This window comes from Candidatus Accumulibacter vicinus, assembly GCF_000584955.1.
GTDB classification, from domain to species: Bacteria; Pseudomonadota; Gammaproteobacteria; order Burkholderiales; family Rhodocyclaceae; genus Accumulibacter; species Accumulibacter vicinus.
The window spans coordinates 63,673-85,369 of sequence record NZ_JDSS02000053.1 but is presented as its reverse complement, the minus strand read 5'-3'; the positions used below and the strand labels follow the sequence as shown (position 1 = coordinate 85,369).

At 60.5% G+C, this 21,697-nt stretch carries 17 protein-coding genes and 1 pseudogene; 8 read left to right on the top strand and 10 right to left on the bottom strand.

Features of this window, described 5'->3' with window-relative positions; genetic code table 11:
* The first annotated feature begins 50 nt into the window (after positions 1 to 50).
* Positions 51 to 950, top strand: coding sequence for an alkaline phosphatase family protein (locus tag CAPSK01_RS20740; protein ID WP_273704210.1), 900 nt, complete (start codon positions 51 to 53; stop codon positions 948 to 950).
* A 23-nt stretch (positions 951 to 973) separates the two neighbouring features.
* On the opposite strand, the gene CAPSK01_RS20735 is transcribed toward CAPSK01_RS20740, so the two are convergent.
* The 10 genes and pseudogenes from CAPSK01_RS20735 to CAPSK01_RS20695 form a co-directional block, all read right to left on the bottom strand.
* Positions 974 to 1,423, bottom strand: coding sequence for a MaoC family dehydratase (locus CAPSK01_RS20735; protein ID WP_034912642.1), 450 nt, complete (start codon positions 1,421 to 1,423; stop codon positions 974 to 976).
* 162 nt (positions 1,424 to 1,585) lie between these two features.
* Positions 1,586 to 2,563, bottom strand: coding sequence for an NADPH:quinone oxidoreductase family protein (locus CAPSK01_RS20730; RefSeq protein WP_034931406.1), 978 nt, complete (start codon positions 2,561 to 2,563; stop codon positions 1,586 to 1,588).
* Between the two features lie 113 nt (positions 2,564 to 2,676).
* A complete protein-coding gene (locus CAPSK01_RS24255) occupies positions 2,677 to 3,039 on the bottom strand; it encodes a CBS domain-containing protein (RefSeq protein ID WP_246148582.1) in 363 nt (120 codons plus the stop codon).
* A gap of 159 nt (positions 3,040 to 3,198) precedes the next feature.
* Positions 3,199 to 4,431: pseudogene (gene ccrA, locus CAPSK01_RS20725) on the bottom strand (crotonyl-CoA carboxylase/reductase); the annotation flags it as partial.
* Positions 4,412 to 5,413: a methylmalonyl Co-A mutase-associated GTPase MeaB gene (locus CAPSK01_RS20720; protein ID WP_273704239.1), complete on the bottom strand. Its 1,002-nt coding sequence runs from the start codon at positions 5,411 to 5,413 to the stop codon at positions 4,412 to 4,414. The pseudogene ccrA and the gene CAPSK01_RS20720, both read right to left, overlap by 20 nt.
* Before the next feature lie 64 nt (positions 5,414 to 5,477).
* On the bottom strand, positions 5,478 to 7,496 hold the full coding sequence (locus CAPSK01_RS20715) for a protein meaA (protein WP_034931400.1): 2,019 nt from the start codon (positions 7,494 to 7,496) through the stop codon (positions 5,478 to 5,480).
* A 2-nt stretch (positions 7,497 to 7,498) separates the two neighbouring features.
* Positions 7,499 to 8,680 carry a MaoC family dehydratase gene (locus tag CAPSK01_RS20710; RefSeq protein ID WP_034931398.1) on the bottom strand — a complete coding sequence of 394 codons (1,182 nt, stop codon included), beginning with the start codon at positions 8,678 to 8,680 and terminating at the stop codon, positions 7,499 to 7,501.
* A gap of 12 nt (positions 8,681 to 8,692) precedes the next feature.
* Positions 8,693 to 10,363, bottom strand: coding sequence for an acyl-CoA dehydrogenase family protein (locus tag CAPSK01_RS20705; protein WP_034931395.1), 1,671 nt, complete (start codon positions 10,361 to 10,363; stop codon positions 8,693 to 8,695).
* A gap of 21 nt (positions 10,364 to 10,384) precedes the next feature.
* Entirely contained in the window at positions 10,385 to 11,827 is a 1,443-nt protein-coding gene (locus tag CAPSK01_RS20700; RefSeq protein WP_273704209.1) for a phosphoenolpyruvate kinase, read from the bottom strand.
* A gap of 713 nt (positions 11,828 to 12,540) precedes the next feature.
* Positions 12,541 to 13,410, bottom strand: a complete 870-nt coding sequence (locus CAPSK01_RS20695; RefSeq protein ID WP_034931679.1) for an acyl-CoA dehydrogenase — start codon at positions 13,408 to 13,410, stop codon at positions 12,541 to 12,543.
* Between the two features lie 387 nt (positions 13,411 to 13,797).
* On the opposite strand from CAPSK01_RS20695, the gene CAPSK01_RS20690 reads away from it, so the two are divergent.
* The 7 genes from CAPSK01_RS20690 (at position 13,798) to porA (ending at position 21,689) form a co-directional block, all read left to right on the top strand.
* The gene (locus CAPSK01_RS20690; RefSeq protein WP_034931676.1) at positions 13,798 to 14,985 is read left to right on the top strand and encodes a CaiB/BaiF CoA-transferase family protein; all 1,188 of its coding nucleotides are present in this window, start codon (positions 13,798 to 13,800) and stop codon (positions 14,983 to 14,985) included.
* Between the two features lie 21 nt (positions 14,986 to 15,006).
* Complete coding sequence (locus tag CAPSK01_RS20685) at positions 15,007 to 16,236, top strand: CoA transferase (protein ID WP_034931392.1); 1,230 nt, start codon at positions 15,007 to 15,009, stop codon at positions 16,234 to 16,236.
* A 24-nt stretch (positions 16,237 to 16,260) separates the two neighbouring features.
* Positions 16,261 to 17,481 carry a 2-methylfumaryl-CoA isomerase gene (locus tag CAPSK01_RS20680; protein ID WP_034931388.1) on the top strand — a complete coding sequence of 407 codons (1,221 nt, stop codon included), beginning with the start codon at positions 16,261 to 16,263 and terminating at the stop codon, positions 17,479 to 17,481.
* 57 nt (positions 17,482 to 17,538) lie between these two features.
* Entirely contained in the window at positions 17,539 to 18,582 is a 1,044-nt protein-coding gene (locus CAPSK01_RS20675) for a CoA ester lyase (protein ID WP_034931385.1), read from the top strand.
* Between the two features lie 33 nt (positions 18,583 to 18,615).
* Positions 18,616 to 19,671, top strand: a complete 1,056-nt coding sequence (locus tag CAPSK01_RS20670) for a MaoC family dehydratase (protein WP_034931383.1) — start codon at positions 18,616 to 18,618, stop codon at positions 19,669 to 19,671.
* Between the two features lie 175 nt (positions 19,672 to 19,846).
* Positions 19,847 to 20,443: a 2-oxoacid:acceptor oxidoreductase family protein gene (locus CAPSK01_RS20665; RefSeq protein WP_034931380.1), complete on the top strand. Its 597-nt coding sequence runs from the start codon at positions 19,847 to 19,849 to the stop codon at positions 20,441 to 20,443.
* Positions 20,436 to 21,689 (top strand): pyruvate ferredoxin oxidoreductase, encoded by a 1,254-nt coding sequence (porA, locus tag CAPSK01_RS20660; RefSeq protein WP_034931377.1) that lies wholly within the window; start codon positions 20,436 to 20,438, stop codon positions 21,687 to 21,689. The genes CAPSK01_RS20665 and porA overlap by 8 nt, the downstream gene beginning before the upstream one ends.
* Positions 21,690 to 21,697 lie beyond the last annotated feature (8 nt).

The window sequence follows — 21,697 nt, the reverse complement described above, 5'->3', positions numbered from 1 at the left end:
GGCAGCCATTGATCTATAGACTCGTCGACCTGTCCTCACGAGAACCCCTGATGCCTACCCTGACCAGATTCACCCTTGCCCTCTTTTTGTTCTCCTTGTTCACCAACAGCCACGCTACTGATGCTGCAACGGCCAAGGAAGCAGGCAAAATAAAGCCAGGTACGGATGCCACCGCCGCCAAGCCGCTAGTGCCTCGTTTCGATCACGTAGTGATCGTGATCATGGAAAACGAAGACCAGGAACAGATCATCGGCAATGCCAATGCCCCGTACATCAATCACCTGGCGCAAGCCGGTGCCAATTTCACCGATGCCCACGCCCTTACCCATCCCAGCCAGCCAAACTACCTGGCGCTGTTTTCCGGCTCCACCCAGGATGTGACTGACAATAGCTGCCCCCTGACGTTTAGGAAAAAAGCTAATCTGGCGAGCCAGTTGGTCGCCGCCAAACTGACCTTCAGCGGCTTTTCGGAAGATCTACCGACAGCCGGATATACTGGCTGCAAAGCCGGCAAGTATCGGCGCAAGCATAATCCATGGGTGAATTTCGATAACGTGGATGCCAGCAGCAATCAGCCGTTTACTGCCTTCCCGGGCACGGATTTTGCCGCCTTGCCAACGGTTTCAATTGTCGTCCCGAACTTGTGCAACGACCACCATGATTGCCCGATCCAGACCGGCGATGCGTGGCTGAAGGCCAGGTTCGATGATTATGTACAATGGGCCAGGACGCATAACAGCCTGTTCATCCTGACATGGGATGAAGACGCGTCACGGAAGGACAATCACATTCCAACGGTCATGGCAGGAGCGACAGTGAAGCCTGGAAATTACCGCACCACCATCAACCATTACCATGTCTTGCGCACCCTGCAGGCAATGTTCGGGCTGGCACCGATCGAAAATACCGCCGCCGTGGCGCCGATCACCAACATCTGGACGACCAAGTGAGCACGGCGGCGGTGTAGGACTGACTACTTGCCGGCGGCTTCTCGCTTCTGGCGGGAGGTCGCCATCAGCGTCGCTTCGCCATCGATGACCACCTTGTCACCCACGGTGCACACGGTATCGACGACCACCCGCGACTTCTCGGTGATGACCTCCTTGACCGTCACCTTGGCATGGACCGTTTCACCCGGACGCACCGGCGCGCGGAAGCGCAGGGACTGGCTCATGTAAATCGTGCCAGGCCCGGGTAAACGATTGCCCAGCACCGCTGAAATCAGGCTCGCGGACAACATCCCGTGTGCGATGCGGCCGCCAAACATCGTGGTTTTCGCAAAATCTTCATCCATGTGCACCGCATTGACGTCGGTCGATACTCCGGCAAATAAAACGAGGTCTGCATCGGTAATGGTCTTGGCGATTTCTGCGCTCATGCCGACAGACAAATCTTCAATATCGTAACCATTCTGGGGATTCATGAAAGTCCTTTCTCGTGATTATCAGCGCGGAGATGGCCGCGCCCATTAAATACGGCGCTCGCCCTTGCCAGCGCCAGTCGATTTTCTTGAGGTTTCCGGATGCCTTGAAGCTGGTCCATCGCAAGGACAGGCATGACCACCGGATGACGACAAGTATATATCCTAAGCCATCATAATGACGATTTTGCCCGTAGATTTGCGCGTCACCACTTGATTGAGCGCTTCAACTGCTTGAGCCAGTGGGTAGGTCGCCGAAACATGCGGCTTGATCGCGCCCTCCAGATACCATTGCATCAGGGTCTGGAAACTCTCGGTCATCACCTGCGGATTCAATTCCGCATAAGCTGGCCAGTTGACGCCAATCACGTCCACATTCTTGACCAGCAGATGATTGGCGGGAATCTGCGGTACGGCGCCACCCGCAAAACCGATGATCAGGATGCGCCCTTCAAAGGCGATGCTGCGTAGCGAAGCGTTGAATAACTCACCGCCAACCGGGTCGTAGACCACGTCGGCACCGCGGCCGTCGGTGAATTCCCTGATCCGCGTCCGCAGGTCCTCGTGGCTGGAATCAAGCAGATGATCTGCGCCGTGATCGCGGGCCACCTGCAGCTTTGCCGGGCCGTTGGCCGTGGCGATCACCGTCGCCCCCAATTGCTTGCCAATGGCGACGGCGGTCAACCCGACCCCGCCGGATGCGCCGTGCACGACCAGCGTCTCCCCGATCCGCAAGCGTGCCCGATGCCACAAGGCCAGATGCGAGGTACCGAAGACCACGGGAAAAGCCGCGCCGTGTTCCCAGGACATCGCCGCCGGCATCGGTACACAGCGCTCGATGTCCGCAATGACCTGTTCGGCATAGCCACCATACGGCGTGATGGCGATCACCCGAGCCCCGATGGCGATTCCGCCAACGCCGGCGCCCAATTCCATCACCTCGCCGGAAACTTCAAAGCCGGGAGTGAAGGGGGGGGCTGGCTGCTTCTGGTATTGGCCACGGGTGATCAGGCTATCAGCGAAGTTGACCCCACAGGCACGGACACGGACTCGCACCTGGCCGGGTCCGGGGCGTGGTTCCGGAACCTCATCCAGCCGCAACGCGGCCGGACCGGTGAGTTCATGGCAGACGATGGCTTGCATGGCGAAATCATCTCCATCGTGTAAAACCCCGAGGAATGAAAAGGGAGTTTTGCATTTCCCCCTCCCTGGAGAAGAAGGGGGCTGGGAAACGCCAGGATTTGACCGAGCGCTGCTTACTCGCCGATGATCTTGCGCACCACGTCGGTCATCGAAAGCACGCCGACCGGCTGATCCTTCTCGGTCACCACCAGGCGATGCATGCGCCGGGCCGTCAGCAGGCTGACCGCATCGCTCAACAGCATGTCCGCGTCGCAGGTCGCGCAACCTGGGGTCATGACCTCCCTGGCCAGCATCGCGCGCGCCTGATCCGGTGTCCGGCCCTGCCGCGCCAGCACCATATCGGTTTGCGATACGACGCCGACGGCCATGCCCTGCTCATCCATCACCACCACCGCATGAATTTCCTTGTCCACCATGATCTTGGCGACGGTGCCGACGGTATCGTCCGGCGTACAGGAGATGATGCCACGATGCATCAGATCGCGAACCTTGCTGCCATCGTCGGCAATGGTCAGCGCTTCGCCCTCGGCGATGCTCGGCAGCGGTACGGACATCGGATAAGGCGCCGGTGTGGTATGGACATCCCCCTTGGGCAGCATCGGGTGCACCATCGCCACGGGCGGCTTGCCACTGGCGCCCTGACCGAACTCGGTGGCGCCGACCAGTACCGACATGTTGCCGTGTGGATGTTTGTTGTCGTGCATCAACTGATGGGCGATCGGTAACTCTTCGTAGGTGAAGGCACGCGACATGCAGGGATCGAGCTGGCCACGCAGCGCCAGTTCATTCATCTGGTTGGACTGCTCGGTATTGGCGAAATGCGAGCCCTGCAGGCGCTTCTGCCGCATCCACAGATAGCGCAGATCAACGGTCGCGTTATAGCCGGTGGTGCCGGCGCAGACGACCACCATGCCACCGGTCTCGCAAACGAAGATCGACGTCGGGATGGTGGTTTCGCCGGGATGCTCGAAGACGATGTTCGGCGCCCGCTTCTCGCCCAGTACTTCCCAAATCTTCGCGCCGAAGGAGCGCACGCCCTTCAGCCACTTGGCATAGCCGGCGTTGTCCTTCCAGTGCGGGAGCATTCCCCAGTGATCGAAGTCATTGCGATTGATGCAGCCTTTGGCGCCCAGTTTCATGCAATAGTCGAACTTGTCCTCGCCTGAAACCATGGCTACCGACGTTGCACCGACCGCCTTGGCAATCTGGATCGCCATCGATCCGAGGCCGCCGGCACCGCCCCAGATCAGCACGACATCGCCCTTCTTGATCGAGCTGGCACCCCAGCCATGCAGCATCCGCCAGGCGGTGGCCGCGACCAGCGTATACGCCGCCGACTCTTCCCAGTTCATGTGCTTGGGCTTGGGCATGCACTGCTGGGCCTGCACCCGGGTGAACTGGGCAAAACTGCCATAATTGGTTTCGTAACCCCAGATCTTGAAGGTCGGCGAGTACATCGGATCGCCGCCTTTCTTGACCCACTCGCAATTGCGGCTGTACTGGCCGCAATGCATCACCACTTCGTCACCCACCTTGACGTTGGTGACGTCCTTGCCGACCTTGTAGACGATTCCGGACGCATCGCTACCGCCAATATGGAAGTCTTCGGGTTCACCACCCTTGTTGCGGGCAGCAATGACATTGACCGGAATGCCGAGTCCGGCCCAGACGTTGTTGTAGTTGATGCCGGCAGCCATCACATACACCAACACTTCGTCATCGGCGATCGACGGGGTATTGACCACTTCCTTCTGAAACGCTTCGGTGGGCTTGCCAAAACGTTCCGGGCGGATCAGCCAGGCGTGCATTTTCTCCGGAACTTCGCCCAAGGGCGGCTTTTCACCTAATTCATACAATGATTTGCTCATCAAGATGCTCCTTTGTGGTTAGACTGCTCGGTTGGTTTACCGACAAAAATCTGGAGAGAATATGCTTGCGCATACGCTCGTATTCTTCGAACTGATTGAATCTATTTTCTCTCAACCGCTCGCCAATAACGGTTTGGCCGCCGGCCAGCTCCAGGCCGAAAGTTCCGAATTCCTCTTTCAGCAAGCGCATTACCCAGGCACTCTGATGGCGGATCCGCAGTTTGTCCAGCAAACCGGCATTGGCGAGAAACTTGCGGTGCCTGTCAAAATGATCGTGAAACGGTTTGATCCCGGTATTCATCGTCGCACTCACCAGACACACCGGATAATCCCAATTCTCCCGGCGATCCTGCCGGGAAGCGCTGCGTCCAATTTCACTGGCCGTCTTGCGTGCCGGGGCACCCAGGTCGGATTTATTGACCGCGAAAATATCCGGGATTTCGATGATCCCCGATTTCAGATACTGGATTGTATCGCCCGAGGCCGGCTGCGCCACGTAACAGACCGTATCGCCGATTTCGGCAATATCGATCTCGGTCTGGCCGACGCCGACCGTCTCGATCACGACGATATCGAAACAGGCCAACAGCAGCCAACTCATCGGCCAGACCTCGGTGGCCACCCCACCCAGCTGGTTGCGATTGGCCAGCGAGCGGATGAACAGACCTTCGTCGTGCGACGAGTTCTTGATACGGATGCGATCCCCGAGCAGAGCGCCACCACCCAACTCGGGGCGGCTGGACGGGTCGACCGCGAGCACCCCGACCGTCCTGCCTGACAAGCGCCATTCGCGAATCATCGCGGAAACGAGCGAGGACTTTCCGGCACCCGGAGGTCCCGTCACCCCGATCAGGTGACCATCATTCAGCCATCGCTCGCCGGTCAGCGAAGCCAGCAGGCTTGCCGAGCGGTTACGCGCCTCGGCAAGCTTGTTGTCCAGCAGATTCAGGCCACTGGCAACCGCCGCCCGCTCTCCGCGCATGATCCGTACAGCCAACTGCTCGGGATCGGGAAGATTGACTGGATTGACTGGACTCATCGATCGATCACTGTGGCAAGGCAAACCGTTCGAGCCCGTTGCATTCGCGGATCACGTTCACCATGTCCTCCATGATGGCATTCAGATTGAAGTCCTTGGGCGTGTAGACCGCGCGCACACCGAGTGCCACCAGCTTGTCGGCATCTTCCCGCGGGATGATTCCGCCGGCAATCACCGGCACATTCGAGAGATCGCGCAGGCGCAGTTCCTGAAGAACCGACTCCACCAGCTCCATATGACTTCCGGAAAGGATCGACAGGCCAACCATATGCACCCCTTCCTCCTGAGCTGCCTGGGCAATCTGTTGCGGCGTCAGCCGGATGCCATCGTAGACGACCTCGAAGCCGACATCCCTGGCCTTGACGGCCACCTGTTCGGCCCCATTGGAATGCCCGTCCAGCCCGGGTTTGCCGACCAGCAGCTTGAGCGGGCGGCCGAGCGCGTTGCCCGTACTGGCGACCCGGGTCCTGAGGTCGGTGACTCGATCCTTCTTGCCCAGGACTTCGCGGCTGTCAATGGCAATGTCGATCCCTGTCGGTGGCCTGAACTCGCCAAAAACCGCACGCAATGAATCGCCCCATTCGCCGGTGCTGACTCCCGCCAGCGCACAACGAATCGAACTGGGCATGATGTTTTCGCCACTCCTGGCGGCATCACTGAGTCCCTGCAAGGCGGCCCGGACTTCGGCATCGTTGCGGTTCTTGCGATGCGCCTGCAGCCGCTCGATTTGCTCACGCTCGGCTGCCGGATCGGTCTTCATGATGGCGCCATCGCTGCCCACGGTCAGCGGCGATTCGGCCGTTTCCTGGAAGCAGTTCACTCCGATGATCTTGAGGTCGCCCGACTCGATGGCGCGCAAGCGGTTCATGTGACTGCCGACCAGTTCGCGCTTGATGTAGCCGGACTCGATCGCGGCAATGATCCCGCCCTGGGCTTCGACATTCTCGATTTCCCTCTTGGCACCTTCGATCAGCTCACTGACCTTGGCGGCAATGACCGGTGACCCATCGAGAATATCGTCGTACTCCAGCAGATCGGTTTCAAAGGCCATCACCTGCTGCATCCGCAGCGCCCATTGCTGATCCCAGGGGCGCGGCAGACCCATCGCTTCGTTCCACGCCGGGAGCTGGATGGCGCGGGCTCTTGCGCGTTTCGAAAGCACCACCGACATCATTTCGAGCACGATTCTCTGTACATTGTTTTCCGGCTGCGGCTCGGTCAGCCCCAGGGAATTCACCTGCACGCCATAACGGAATCGGCGCAGCTTGGGATCTGCCACCTGGTAGCGGGACAGGGTCAGCTCGTCCCACATCTCGCCAAATGCCCTCAGCTTGCAACACTCTTCGACGAAACGTATGCCGGCATTGACAAAGAACGAGATCCGCTCGACGACCTGTGGAAACGCCTCCGAGGCGATTTCACCGGAAGCCTTGACCCGATCGAGAACCGCCATCGCGGTGCACAGGGCGTAGGCCAGCTCCTGAACCGGTGTCGCTCCCGCCTCCTGCAGGTGATAGCTGCAGATATTGGTCGGATTCCATTTCGGTACATGCCTGACCGTGTAATTGATCGTATCCGCGATCAGGCGCATCGATGGACCCGGCGGATAGATGTAGGTACCCCGCGAGAGATATTCCTTGATGATGTCGTTCTGGGTGGTACCGCTCAGTCTGGTCGGATCGATGCCTCGCCGTTGCGCCAGGCCGATGTATAGCGACAAGAGCCACGCCGCCGTGGCGTTGATGGTCATCGAGGTGTTCATCTGATCAAGCGGGATCTGGTCGAACAACTGATCCATATCCTCGATCGACGAGATGGGCACACCCACCTTGCCGACCTCGCCCCTTGCCAGGGGACTATCGGCGTCGTAACCGGTCTGCGTCGGCAGATCGAAGGCCACCGATAGTCCCGTCTGGCCTTTGGCAAGATTGGTTCGATACAGGGCGTTGGATGCCCTGGCCGAGCTGTGACCACTATAGGTCCGCATCAACCAGGGTTGATCGCGATTTTTCCGGGCAGCAGGCATGACTATCCCCTTTTCCTGATCAAGAGACGTCTTTCGATCTCAAAAATCTTCTCATCAATCTTTTCCTTGTTCATTGCTTTCTTGTCGTTTTCCTTGATGAACAGGTCCTCGCCATGGCTGGCAAGCGCGGCGGACGCACTGATGTTCTTGACGCCAATCAGCTGAAAACTGACGATGCCGAACTTTGCGCCCAGTTCGCCCGGAGCGTCTTCGACCGCCAGTACCCGCGACAGGGCGGCAACGGTATCGCCGGCGATCGACGGCTGGGTGTGATAGCCCTCGGTAAAGCCGAGTTCCCAAACGCTGTTTTCACTGACATCGCGGCTGGCCAGCCCCTCCAGCCAGGCGAAGACCAGGCCCCCATAAACGATCGGATCACCACTCATCTTGCCCGACAAGCCGGAACTGAAAACCCGATCGAAATGCAGCGGATGGGTATTGCCCACCGCATAGGTCAGCGACAGATGCTCGTCGGTGATCGTTCGGCCATTGGCATGAACGATGATGTCGCCAACGGAAAAATCCTCGAACCAGGAATTGGGGCCGGTCAATCCGGACGGAAGCGGTTCAGGGAATTCCGGCAGAAAGACCTCGGCCTCGTCGACCCAGGGAAAAGCGGGCATCACCGCTGCCGCCGGCAAGGGGGTGGTTGAGGGACGGTCTCCCTGGCCGGCAACCATGATTTTCCGCTCGTACTGCAGGACCACCTGGTCGTTCTGGTTGATGCCCAGGGTCCGGATGGTCACGATACCCGGCTTGCCGGCACCGCGCTCCTTGCGGTCGATGACCTTGGTCAGCGAGCGAATGCTGTCCAGCTCATGAACCGGCCGCAGGTACTGGGCATCGTAATAGCCGAGGTTGGCCATCGCCTTTTCCGAATCATTCTGCACACCCAGCGAGAGAACGACATTGAAGACCATCTGCGGTGAGGCCACCAGACCCGCGAAGCCGCTGGCCCTGGCATATTCCTCATTGAGGTAGAGCGGATTGCACTGCATGTAGGTCCGGGCAAAGGCCTCCATCTGGGCACGGAAGAAGGTGAAACCACGCGGGTGAACAAACACCTGCCCCGGCACGAACTCCTCCAGATAGCGGCCATAGTGCGGATGGCGGACTTGCTGCACGTCCACCTGCACTTTGGCGGCCAGTTCGGCCTGTGGCCGGAAACGAATTGCCTGCGACATGGAATCCTCCTGTTACACAGCATCGATGAGCGAGCGGGCGATCACCTTCAGAGCCAGTGTTTCTTCGGCTCCTTCGAATATCGACAACACGCGGGCATCGAGGAAATAACGGCTGACCGGCGACTCCTCGGCATAACCCATGCCCCCATGAATCTGCATCGCTTCGCGGGTGAGCCACTCGGCTGTCCGGCAGGTGAACAGTTTCACCATACTGGCTTCCATCTGCCCCAAACCCTGATCCATCAAACTGCCCACGGCGTAAGTGAATTGGCGGGAAACGGTCAGTAGCGTCGCCATGCGCGCCAGCTTGACGAGGGTGAGCTGAAAATCGCCGATCGGCTTGCCGAACGCCTTGCGCTCCTGGGAATACGAGATCGCCCGTTCGAAAGCGGCCTGCATGACACCAATCGCACGCGCAGCCGTCTGAATGCGCCCGCCAGCAAATCCGGCCATGGTGAAGTAAAAGCCCTTGCCTTCGCCCGCCGGCCCACCCACCAGATTTTCATCGGGGACAAAGACATTGTCGAAGAAGACCTCGTAGGAATGCATCCCGCGATAACCGATGGTCGAAATCGCCCGGCCGGTCAATACGCCGCCCTGTGCTTGTCGATATTCGAAGTCGTGCCCTTCATACGAGTCCTTTTCGACCAGGAACATGCTGAGCCCCCGATGGCCGAGCGAACGGTCCGGATTGGAGCGCGCCAGCACCAGGAGAAGTCCAGCCTTGCCGGCCATGGTGCACCAGGTCTTGACGCCGTCGAGGATCCAGCCGCCATCGCACTTGCTTGCTTTGAGGCGCATGGCGGCGACATCGGAACCGGTATCCGGTTCAGTGACGGCAATGGCACACAAAGGATCGCCGAGCGCCACCTGAGGCAGCCACTTTTGCCGCTGCTCTTCGGTTCCCCCCTTGAGCAGGGCGCGGCTGAGGATTTCCGGACGCGTGATCAGGCTCCCCGCTGCACCGAGCGAGCCGCGCGAGAGCTCTTCGGTGACCACGATCATACCCATGTTATCTTCATGGTCATCGCTCTGGAGGCCACCGTAACGCTCGGGGATCGACAGACCGAAGCAACCCATTTCGGTCAGAGGATCGAGTATCTCCGGCGGAATGATCCGGTCTTCCCGATGGATCTCCTCGGCCAGAGGCATCACCACGTTGGTTGCCAGTTTGCGGAAGGTGTCCTGCATCATCATGGCGTGATCGTCGAGCAGGTAGGCACCGCTGGCGCCGTTCAAGGCGATGACCTCCCTGCCCAGCGCTTCCAGATTGCCTGCATCCAGTTGCGTCTGGCAGAAACGGCTGAGAGTCGAAGAGGCCAGGTCCGCCACATCGGCGTCGTTCAGACCAAAACTCTGCGGTCGCGCCCGCAAACGATTGTGGATGTTCTGCAAGGCCTCGGCGCAAAAAACCCGGGCCATCCGCTCTTCCAGGCAAACGCCATTGCCCGTCGCAGCCGCCGCCTTGCGAGCATATTCCGCCGCAAAGCGGGCTGCCGTCGATTCGGCGGCACACCAGGCCAGATCGAAGCTGGCCATCTGGTGTGCGTCCAGTTTTTCGTTCGAGACGCCCTTGCCGCCGAGGCATTGCTGCTTGATCCAGGTCAGCGATTTCCTGATCACCGAATCGGCTGATTCGAGATACTGCAATCCGTCCTGCATGTCACTCGTGACCTCAGTCATGGTTGATTCCTTTCCGGGTGGCTATTGTTTGGCCCGATTATTGACAATGCGAACAAACGAACGCGAGCGCAGCTCGTCCAGGGTGATCCCGGTCGCCAGCACTTCCTGCTCGGTGATCGCCCCGCACGCCATCCCCCGCAGGAAGAAGTTCAGCAGGCCCTGCCCTGTGGCCGCATCGTCGAAGGTATTGCCCACCAGCGTCGCCTGGGCAGCCTTGTTCAGGAATGCGTTCAGCCTAGCCGAGGCATCCTGCAGACCGCTAAGGAAGAAGGTATCGACCGCCGCATAGCGCACCGGCAACTGCCCCGGATTGAGATCCCACCCCTGATAGTAGGCGTGTCGCATCGAGTGCATGATATTGTCGTAGTGCAGCTTCCAGGCAGCATGCACGACGGCGCGATTCTCATCCATCTGCTGGGCCGTCAGCACGGTGTCCCTGGCAGCCTTGTGGGGTCCGATCGGCATGCTGGTGGTCGCACCGTCGCTGATGGTGATGCCGGTTCCGGCGAGGCTGACCTGCAACACATGGCGGGCAAAATCGCAGGCCGGATGAGTGTGACTCTGGTGCGCCGCCGTGATGTTGCACGAAGCCGTGTAATCGTAAGTCCCGAAAATCGCCGAGCGGCAGCGGCCACCCGCTGCCGCGACCAGCAGCGGCACCGTGTTTTCCCCCTTGAAATTGATGATCGACTGAGTGGTTTCGATCATGATTTCCATTCTCAGGGAATCCTTCGCAAAACCGAGTCGGGCTTCGAGATTCTCGAGAATCCTGGCACAGGTGGAAACCTGCGTCGCGGTGACTACCTTGGGAAGCGTGACGATGAAATTTGGTGGCAATTTGCCACCGGTATTCTCGGCCAGGCGGGTCAGAAAAATGTCCAGGGTACGAATCGAGCGAACCTTGCACTCGTCCGAAAACGTTTTAATGCGAATACCGATAAATGGCGAGAGCAGATTCTCGCGCATGCCTTTGGCGACTTCATCGGCAGCCGCGACGGCATGGCCGTCTTCCTCATCGTCGGGACGATTGCCATAGCCATCCTCGAAATCGATGCGGTTATCCTCGATCGGCTCGGTCTGCAGCTTTTTCAGCACCCGGTTGAAGACCGTGTAAGCCAGCCATGCCGCCGGTTTGACCCCGCGCACCTGCTCGGGATTGCTTTCCAGGGCATGCGTCAGGCTTTCCTGGTAGATGGGGTTCGTCGGCAGTGTTTCCGACCCCGGCAGACCCAGAACGCGGCCAAACACCAGGTAGTTGGGCGCATAGGTGTCGAGAGTCTTGAGCGCCACTTCTCCCAATTTGGCCGCGAAGCCGGCCTTGAACAGATTGGCCCCGCCGTAAACCGTGTGCACCGGCTGCCTCTCAAAGGAGTCCGCAGGGTAATCGGACTTGAAAGCCGCATTGGAATCGTGCAGATCGCTGCAATAGGAATTCATTTCGTCGTGGGTCAGCGTGAGCTTCATGTGTTGCCTCCGAAATACGTTAATCGTTGCTCAAAACACGTTCAACATTCGCATGCAAATATCCCGACGCCATGGTCGGGTTCCATCAACAGTTAAAACGGACCCCGGAGTCAAGACGAACGACGGCTTCAATGGGGTGGCTGATTCGCCAACCGATCACCTTGCGGTCATCGATGAGCGCGACCAGAGGCGCGCAGGCATGGCCCGCCGGGCTCCAGACTGGGTAGGATTCGACCAGGAGGGCGCCATGGGGCAGGCAAGGACGGAACGGCTGCTCAGGAGAGGAGTGGGCGGAGGATGGCCCCGCGGCCCTATCGACCAAGGGCATGGACGGCATTAGGCAGCCGGCCCGCTGGCGATTGACGGCATGATCCGGCTTTCTGTGCATGCCGCGGAACGGTGGCCGTAAATATTCCGATGGGAACGGTCGACGGTGTAGCGGAACACTTGCGTCAACCAGCGAATGTCCAGGTTGCACATGCACCGAGGCAAGCACCAGCCCCGCCCGGACGCATTGCTGCACGACAGCCATCGCCTCCCCCTGGTCAATCCACACTCACCGAAACACTACACGGCGCCATAGGATTCTAGCGCTTCACGAGGTGTCCCCGCAAGCTCGATCGTGACGATTTATCGGGAACAAACAGCGCCTGGGGAGACACTTGAGGGCAGGTAAACGGTCATGACTTTCATGATCGGGGCGCCTGGAAAAGTCATGGCCGTTGGACTGGTGCGAGTTCGACGCTGGCGCGCATCGCCGTTGCACCGTCGGGCGCTTGCGCCTCAAGAGCGCATTGCCTTTCGTTGACCGGGGTGCAGACGATGCGAAACGGCGCCAGATCGAACAGCGGCACCAGACCACGGAAGCTGAATTCCTGCACCGGTCGTGCCACTTCCTGACGAACCAGTTCCAGCAGCAGCACCGCGGTCAGCGGTCCGTGCACCACCAGGCCCGGATAGCCCTCTTCCTTCATTGCATAAGAACGATCGTAGTGAATCCGGTGCGCATTGAAGGTCAGCGCCGAGAAGCGGAACAGGAGTCTTGGATCCGGCGTCACGAGGCGTGCACAGGCGCCTGCCGGTAACGGCGGCCAGTCGTCGAGCAGGCGTGGGCACGCCATCGCTGGCCCTGGTTCGCGATAGACGATGTCCTGCTCCTCCTCGATACACAGCTTGCCATCCTGATAATAGCCGTAGAGCACCGAAACAAAAGCCAGCTTGCCGGAGCGGCCCGATGTCAGCCGGACATCGCGAATGGTGGCCACACGTCGCGCCGGCTGGCCGATCCGCAGCGAATGATGGAAGCGCATGCGCGCGCCTGCAAACATCCGCCTCGGATAGGGAATCGGTGGCATGAAACCACCGCGCTGTGGATGTCCGTCGATGCCAAGCAGCACCTGCGGCACCCTGGGCAGAAAATAGAACCAGTGCCACAGCGGGGGCAGCGCGCTCCCGCTCCCCAGAGCGGTCTGCGTGTCGTCGAGCACTGCCGCCGCTGCCAGCGCCACTGTCGGACTCAGATCATCGTCAGTGGTCTCCTGGTGACCAATCCACTCTGCGTAGTCTGCTGTCACGTCGCTCATGCCATTCATCCTTTCCTGAGTTCCTTGAACGGTTCTGCAAGTAACGCACAGCATACGGCCAAACGCAGGTTGACGCACACGCGTGGCGCCAATGCAGGGCTATCCTGAGATCTTTGCGCCAATGAAACCGATTTGCTCATATACTGTTCCGCTGTCGTCGGTGCCGCGCCCGTTTCGAGTCAGGCCTTGAGGGGTTTTCCGGCGAGCTTGTCGGGGGGGTCAATCACAGTGATGAAAGAAGAAACAGCTTCGACGGATCCTGCGCCGCTGCGCGCCGGACTGGCTGGCAACGTCGAGGCCATGCCGACAGGCGGTCAGTCCGTCCGCGAGCAGTCGCGGCAGGACGATGCGGATCAGGATCTCTCGACCGAGATCGGTCCGCTGCCGATGAGCGGCCTGCGCATCATCGACGTCGGCACCTTTCTCGCCGGCCCTTATGCGGCGTCGATTCTTGGCGAATTCGGCGCCGAGGTGCTGAAAGTCGAGCACCCGATCGCCGGCGATCCGATGCGCCGTTTCGGAACGGCGTCGAAGCGTCACGATGCGACACTGGCCTGGCTCAGCGAAGGCCGCAACCGGAAATCGGTCACTCTCGATCTGCGCCAACAGCAGGGCGTCGATCTGTTCCTGAAGCTGGTCGCCAAGTCGGATGTACTGATCGAGAACTTTCGCCCCGGCACGATGGAGGAATGGGGACTCGGTTGGAACGAGTTGAGCAAGGCCAACCCGGGCCTGGTGATGCTGCGCGTCTCGGGCTACGGACAGACCGGGCCGTATCGCAGACGTTCGGGTTTTGCGCACATTGCGCATGGTTTTGCCGGACTCTCGTACCTTGCCGGTTTTCCCGGTGAAACGCCGGTGGTCCCGGGGACCGCACCGATGGGGGACTACCTGTCCAGCCTGTACGGCGCAATCGGCATCCTGTTGGCCCTGCGCCACCGCGAGGCGACCGGACAAGGCCAGATCATCGACATCGGCATCTACGAGGCGGTGTTCCGCCAGATGGACGAAATTGCCGCTGCTTACGGCCTGTTCGGCAAGGTGCGCGAGCGCGAAGGCGCCGGCAGCTTTGTCGCCGTTCCGCATGGCCACTTCCGCACCATCGACGACAAATGGGTCGCCATTGCCTGCACCACCGACAAGATGTTCGAACGCTTCGCGGCGGTGATGGGCAAAGCGGAACTCGCTGACGCCGATCGCTACGGCAATCAGCGCAAGCGCCTGGCAGCGCGCGACGAGGTCAACCGGATCGTCATCGAATGGGTCGGTTCGATGTCTCGCAACGAGGTCATGAAGCGCTGCATCGACGGCGAAGTGCCGATCGGCAAGCTCAACAGCATCGCCGACATTTTCGAGGACGAGCATTTCCAGGCGCGCGGCAACCTCGCCCATCTACAGGAAGAAGGTCTGGGTGAAGTGGTGATTCCGGGCGTGGTACCGACACTGTCCGAAACGCCGGGCAGGATTTCCAACCTCGGTCCCCCACTCGGCAACGCGACCTATGAAGTGCTGCGCGAGCTACTCGGGATTTCGGCAAGGGAAATCAAGCGGCTACGACAACACAAGATCATCTGAACAGGCCATCGCGAGGGTTCCATGACTACCCCTGATCCCGCCGTGACCCGGCTGCCACTCGAAGGGATTCGCGTCATCGATGCGGCAACGGTCATCGCTGCACCTTACAGCGCGACCATCCTGAGTGAATTCGGCGCCGAGGTGTTGAAAGTCGAAAACCCGATCGGCGGCGACCCAATGCGTTACTTCGGAACTCCGACCAAACGCAAGGACACGCTCGCCTGGCTCAGCGAAGCGCGCAACAAGAAATCGGTGACCCTCGACCTGCACCTGCCCGAAGGCGTCGAGCTATTCAAGCAACTGATTGCCAAGTCCGACGTGCTATGCGAAAACTTCCGGCCCGGCACCCTCGAAAAATGGGGTCTCGGCTGGGAGGTTCTGCGCGCGGTCAATCCTGGCCTGATCATGCTGCGCGTCACCGGTTACGGCCAGACCGGCCCCTACCGCGACCGTCCCGGTTTTGCGCGGGTCGCGCACGCGGTCGGCGGCATCGCCTTTCTCGCCGGCATGCCGAGGGGAACCCCGGTGACACCGGGGTCGACCACCCTCGGCGACTACCTGACCGGCCTCTACGGTTGCATCGGCATTCTGATGGCCTTGCGCCACCGCGAGCGCACTGGCCAAGGGCAATATATCGATGCCGCCCTGTACGAATCGGTGTTTCGCTGCACCGACGAGCTGGCGCCGGCCTACGGCATGTTCGGTCGGATTCGCGAGCGGCACGGACCGACGCATAACGACTTCGCTTGCCCACACGGTCATTTTCCGACCAAGGACGACGGCAAATGGGTGGCCATTTCGTGTGTCACCGACAAGCTTTTCGAGCGCCTGGCGATCGCCATGGGACGCCCCGAACTGGCCGCGCCACATGTCTACGGAAACCAGAAGACACGCCTTGAAAACCGTCATGATGTCAACGAAATCGTCCGCGACTGGTGCGGTTCGCTGCATCGCGACGACCTGCTCAACCGCTGCTTCGCTGCCGGTGCGCCCGCCGGACCATTGAACAGCATTGCCGATATTTTTGGCGACCGGCAGTTCCATGCCCGCCGCAACCTGGTGGCTATCGACGAGCAGGACATCGGCGAGACGGTGATTGTCCCGTCAGTGCTGCCACGTCTATCGGTTACGCCGGGCCGGATCAAGCACCTGGGTCCACGGCTCGGGCAACACACCGACGAAGTGCTCGTGGATCTGCTCGGCCTGACCACAGACGAGATCAATGAACTGCGCAAGAAACGTGTGATCTGAACAGCGAAGGAATGGGTGAATAGAATGGATGGGATCCTGAAGGGCTTGCGCATTATCGAAGGCTCCGCTTTTGTCGCCGCTCCGCTGGGCGGCATGACGCTGGCCCAGCTCGGAGCGGATGTCATCCGTTTCGACCCGCTCGGCGGCGGCCTCGACCATCGCCGCTGGCCGCTCACCCTCGACGGCCAACACAGCCTGTTCTGGGCGGGCCTGAACAAGGGCAAGCGCTCGATTGCCGTAGACTTTCGCAAGCCGCGTGGTCAGGAGTTGTTGACGCAGCTGATCTGTGCGCCGGGCGAAAATGCGGGTCTGTTCAGCACCAACTTTCCGGCCAAAGGCTGGCTCGCTTACGAGACACTGCAGGCACGGCGTCAGGATTTGATCATGGTCAATCTGACCGGACGCCGTGACGGCAGTTCGGAAGTCGATTACACGCTCAATCCGCAGCTCGGCCTGCCCTTGATGACCGGGCCCAACTCGTCGCCGGAGGTGGTGAACCACGTCTTTCCGGCCTGGGACTTCATCAGTGGCCAGATGATCGCCCTCGGCCTGCTCGCCGCCGAAAGACACCGGCGGCTGACCGGCGAAGGACAACTGATTCGTCTCGCACTGAAGGACGTGGCACTGGCCATGCTCGGCAATTTCGGCATGCTTGCCGAGGTGATGATCAATGACACCGACCGGCCCAGACAGGGCAACTATCTCTACGGCGCTTTCGGCCGCGATTTCACCACGCTCGACGGCAAGCGCCTGATGGTCGTCGGTCTCACCAGCATGCAGTGGCGTTGCCTGATCAAGGCCACCGGCCTGCAGGAGGCCATCGCGGCACTCGGCGCCCGACTGGGTCTCGACCTCGAAGACGAGGGTCATCGCTTCCGCGCCCGACAACAGATTGCTGCACTGCTCGAACCGTGGTTCCATGCGCGCACGCTCGCCGAAGCCGCTACCATCCTCGATGCCCACCGTGTCAGCTGGGGCCCCTATCGCAGTGTGCGTGAAACCATTGCCTGCGACCCCGATTGCTCGACCGACAATCCGCTGTTCACCATGACCGAACAACCCGGGATCGGCACCTACCTGATGCCCGCAACACCGCTCCAGTTCAGCCGCGTGCCACGCCTGCCGGCAACGCCGGCGCCACGCCTTGGCGAACACACCGACCAGATCCTGCTCGACATTCTCGGTTTGAGCGAGGCCGAGGTCGGCCGCCTGCACGACGCGCGCGTCGTTGCCGGTCCGGATTGAAAACCGCTGTCAACGCCGTCGACTCCACCCGCCTTTCTTTCGTCAGGGACAACCGCCATGAAGCTACCCATTCATTTCTACAAGCCACTCGCCATCGGTGCGCCTCAGCCCCTGCGTGAACTGCCGGTGCGGCCGGAACGAATGATCCATTTCTTTCCGCCGCACATCGACAAGATTCGTGCCAAGGCGCCCGAAACCGCGAGGTCTTGTGACGTCATGTGCGGCAACCTCGAGGATGCCATTCCAATCGACGCCAAGAACGCAGCGCGCGCCGGTTTCATCGAACTGCTCAGCAACCATGATTTCGGGGATACCGCGATGTGGGTGCGCGTCAATGCCTTGAACAGCCCGTGGATACTCGACGACCTCGAACAAATCATCAGACATGTCGGGAACAAACTCGATGTGATCATGATTCCCAAGGTCGAAGGCGCGTGGGACATTCATTTCGTCGACCAGTACGTTGCGCTGCTCGAAGCCAAGTACGCGATCAGGAAACCGATTCTGCTGCACGCCCTGCTCGAAACCGCGCAGGGCGTGACCAACGTCGAATCCATTTGTGGTGCCAGTCCGCGCATGCATGGACTGAGTCTCGGCCCGGCTGACCTGGCCGCCTCGCGCGGCATGAAGACCACCCGCGTCGGAGGCGGCCATCCTGGCTACGGCGTCCTTGCCGACCCCGAACCCGGTCAGAACCAGCGTGCCTTTTTCCAGCAGGACCTCTGGCATTACACCGTCGCGCGCATGGTCGATGCCGCGGTGGCACATGGCCTGCGCTCGTTCTATGGTCCCTTCGGCGACCTCAAGGACGAAGCGGCCTGCGAAGCGCAGTTCCGCAATGCCTTCCTGATGGGTTGCTCCGGCGCCTGGTCGCTGGCACCGAACCAGATCGCCATCGCCAAGCGCGTCTTCAGCCCCGACGTGAAGGAAGTGCTGTTCGCCAAACGCATTCTCGAAGCGATGCCCGATGGCAGTGGTGTAGCGACGATCGACGGTAAAATGCAGGACGATGCGACCTGGAAACAGGCCAGGGTGATTGTCGATCTGGCGCGCCTGGTGGCCAGGCGCGACCCGGAACTGGCCGCCGCATATGGACTGTAGGACATTCTTTCAACACCTTGGGGAGAGCGTTCAGTGAGCGAAAAAACCAGACTGGGCAACTTTTTCGAAGATTTCTGCGTCGGGCAGAAAATTGTGCACGCCACACCGCGAACCATCACCGAGGGCGACGTGGCACTGTACACCGCCTTGACCGGGTCGCGCTTTGCCACTTCAGCCGACACCTTCGCGCACCGCCTCGGCTTCCCGCGGGCACCGGTAGACGATCTGCTGGCCTTTAACATGGTCTTTGGCCGGACCGTGCCGGACATTTCGCTCAATGCCGTCGCCACCCTCGGTTACGCGACTGGCCGCTTCGGCCATCCGGTCTATCCGGGCGACACGCTCAGCGCCGATTCCACCGTGATCGGGCTGAAAGAGAACAGCGACGGCAAGACCGGTATCGTTTATGTGCGTTCGTGCGGGGTCAATCAGCGCGGGCAGATCGCCCTCGACTACTGCCGTTGGGTCATGGTCCGCAAGCGCGACCCGGCTTCGCCGCCTCCGGAAACCGTCGTGCCGGAACTGCCTGCTGCCGTCGCGGCTGGCGATCTGCTGGTTCCGACCGGGATCAGGATTGGCGAGTACGACACCGCCTTGTCCGGTAGCACCGACCTCTGGAATGACTACCAGGTCGGCGAACGGATGGATCATGTGGACGGCATGACCATCGAAGAAAGCGAACACATGATGGCTACCCGTCTGTACCAGAACAACGCACGCGTGCACTTCAACCAGCAGGCCGAAAAAACCGGGCGTTTCGGCCGCCGTCTGATCTACGGTGGCCACATCATCAGCCTGGCTCGCTCGCTGTCCTTCAACGGGCTGGCCAACGCCTTCAGCATCGCGGCGATCAACGGTGGCTGGCATGTCGCGCCAGCCTTTGCCAATGACACGATCTACGCCTGGTCGGAAGTGCTCGAACAACTGATCGTGCCGGGACGCAACGATATCGGCGCGCTGCGGCTGCGTACCGTAGCGACCAAGGACCAGCCCTGCGCGGATTTTCCCTACAAGACTGCCGACGGCCGTTACGATCCGAGCGTGCTGCTTGACTTCGACTATACGGTGCTGATCCCGAGAAGAGAGTAGCCGCGAGGGTTGTCGCGTTGCTTCCTTCGCCTGGTTCTTCCCTCTGGTTCTTTTCTTCTCCTTTCCTCCTTGCAAAAAGTTCGGCCATACGCCGAAGTATCGTTGTTTTCATCAGACTTGAACTCCGCTATGCTTCGCGAACGTCGAAAGAACGATGTAAACTAATGGAGGAATTATGTTCCAAGTCCGAATACACGGTCGCGGCGGCCAGGGTGTGGTGACGGCTGCCGAGATGTTGTCTATTGCTGCGTTTGAGGAAGGCCGCTATGCTCAGGCCTTCCCGAGCTTTGGTTCCGAACGTACCGGGGCCCCGGTCGTCGCCTTCTGCCGCATCGCCGACCAGGAGATCCGGCTACGCGAACCGATCATGGAACCCGATGCCCTGATCATTCAGGATCCGACGCTGCTGTTCCAGGTCGATGTCTTCTCCGGCCTGAAAAAAGGCGGTTACATCCTGATCAACACCACCCGCAGTTTCGATGAACTGGGTCTTGGCGATTTCCTCCGCGACTGGCCGAAGGAGAGATTGTGCACGGTCCCGGCCACCGATCTCAGTCGCAAGCATGTCGGTCGTCCGATGCCCAATGTCCCCTTGCTCGCCGGTTTTGCGGCTGCATCAGGCATCATCCGGCTGGAGTCGGTGATCATGGCGATCAACGACAAATTCTCCGAAAAGGTGGCCAGCAACAATATCACTGCCGCCACCGAGGCTTATCAGTTCGTCCTCGACGAAATCGAAAGCGTACGTCAAGAGGAGGCTGCACATGCTTAAACAGACCGAAGGTTCACACGCCGTTGCCGAGGCAGTCGCCCTGTGCCGGCCCGAGGTGATCTGTGCCTACCCCATTTCACCGCAGACGCACATCGTCGAAGGCCTTGGCGAGATGGTCAAGGCCGGCGAGGTCGAGAACTGCGAGTTCATCAACGTCGAATCCGAGTTCGCCGCGATGAGCGTCGCCATCGGCTCATCGGCCACCGGCGCCCGCACCTACACTGCGACCGCTTCGCAGGGCCTGCTGTTCATGGTCGAAGCCGTATTCAACGCTTCCGGCCTTGGCCTGCCGATCGTGATGACCGTTGCCAACCGCGCCATCGGCGCACCGATCAATATCTGGAACGATCACTCGGATTCGCTCTCGCAACGCGACTGCGGCTGGATCCAGTTGTTCGCCGAGACCAACCAGGAAGCGCTCGATCTGCACATCCAGGCCTTCAAGCTGGCTGAGGAAGTCAGCCTGCCGGTAATGGTCTGCATGGATGGCTTCATTCTGACGCACGCTTACGAGCGGGTTGACGTTCCCACCCAGGAGCAGGTCGACGCCTTCCTGCCGCCTTACGAACCCCGCCAGGCGCTTGACCCCAGGGAGCCGGTGTCCATTGGCGCGATGGTCGGCCCCGAGGCTTTCGCGGAGGTCCGCTACCTCGCGCACGCCAAGCAGATGCAGGCTCTTGGCCTGATCCCGAAAATGGCCGAACAGTTCAGAACGGCATTCGGTCGTGAGTCGGGCGGCCTGACGCGTTCGTATCTGACCGAGGATGCTGAAACCATCGTCGTGGCGATGGGTTCGGTGTTGGGAACGATCAAGGACACCGTCGACGAAATGCGTGCTGCCGGCGAGAAGATCGGCGTGCTGGGAATCACTTCCTACCGGCCTTTCCCGATCGACAGCGTCCGGGCTGCGCTGCAGAATGCGCAGCGCGTGGTGGTGCTCGAGAAGAGCCTGGCCGTCGGCATCGGCGGCATTCTGTCTACCGACGTCCGCATGGCGATGTCGGGCCTGCAATTGCACGGCCACACCGTCGTCGCCGGACTCGGCGGGCGGGCGATCACCCGCAAATCCCTGCGCGCGCTGTTCGCCAAGGCCGCTCGCGGCGAACTCGAACATCTGACCTTCCTCGATCTCGACTGGAACGTGGTCAACAAGCAGCTCGAACGCGAGCGCACGACTCGCCGTTCGGGTCCGGCAGCCGAAAGCATGCTGCGCGACGTGGGCGTCATTGCCGCCCGTATTGGCTGAGGACATCT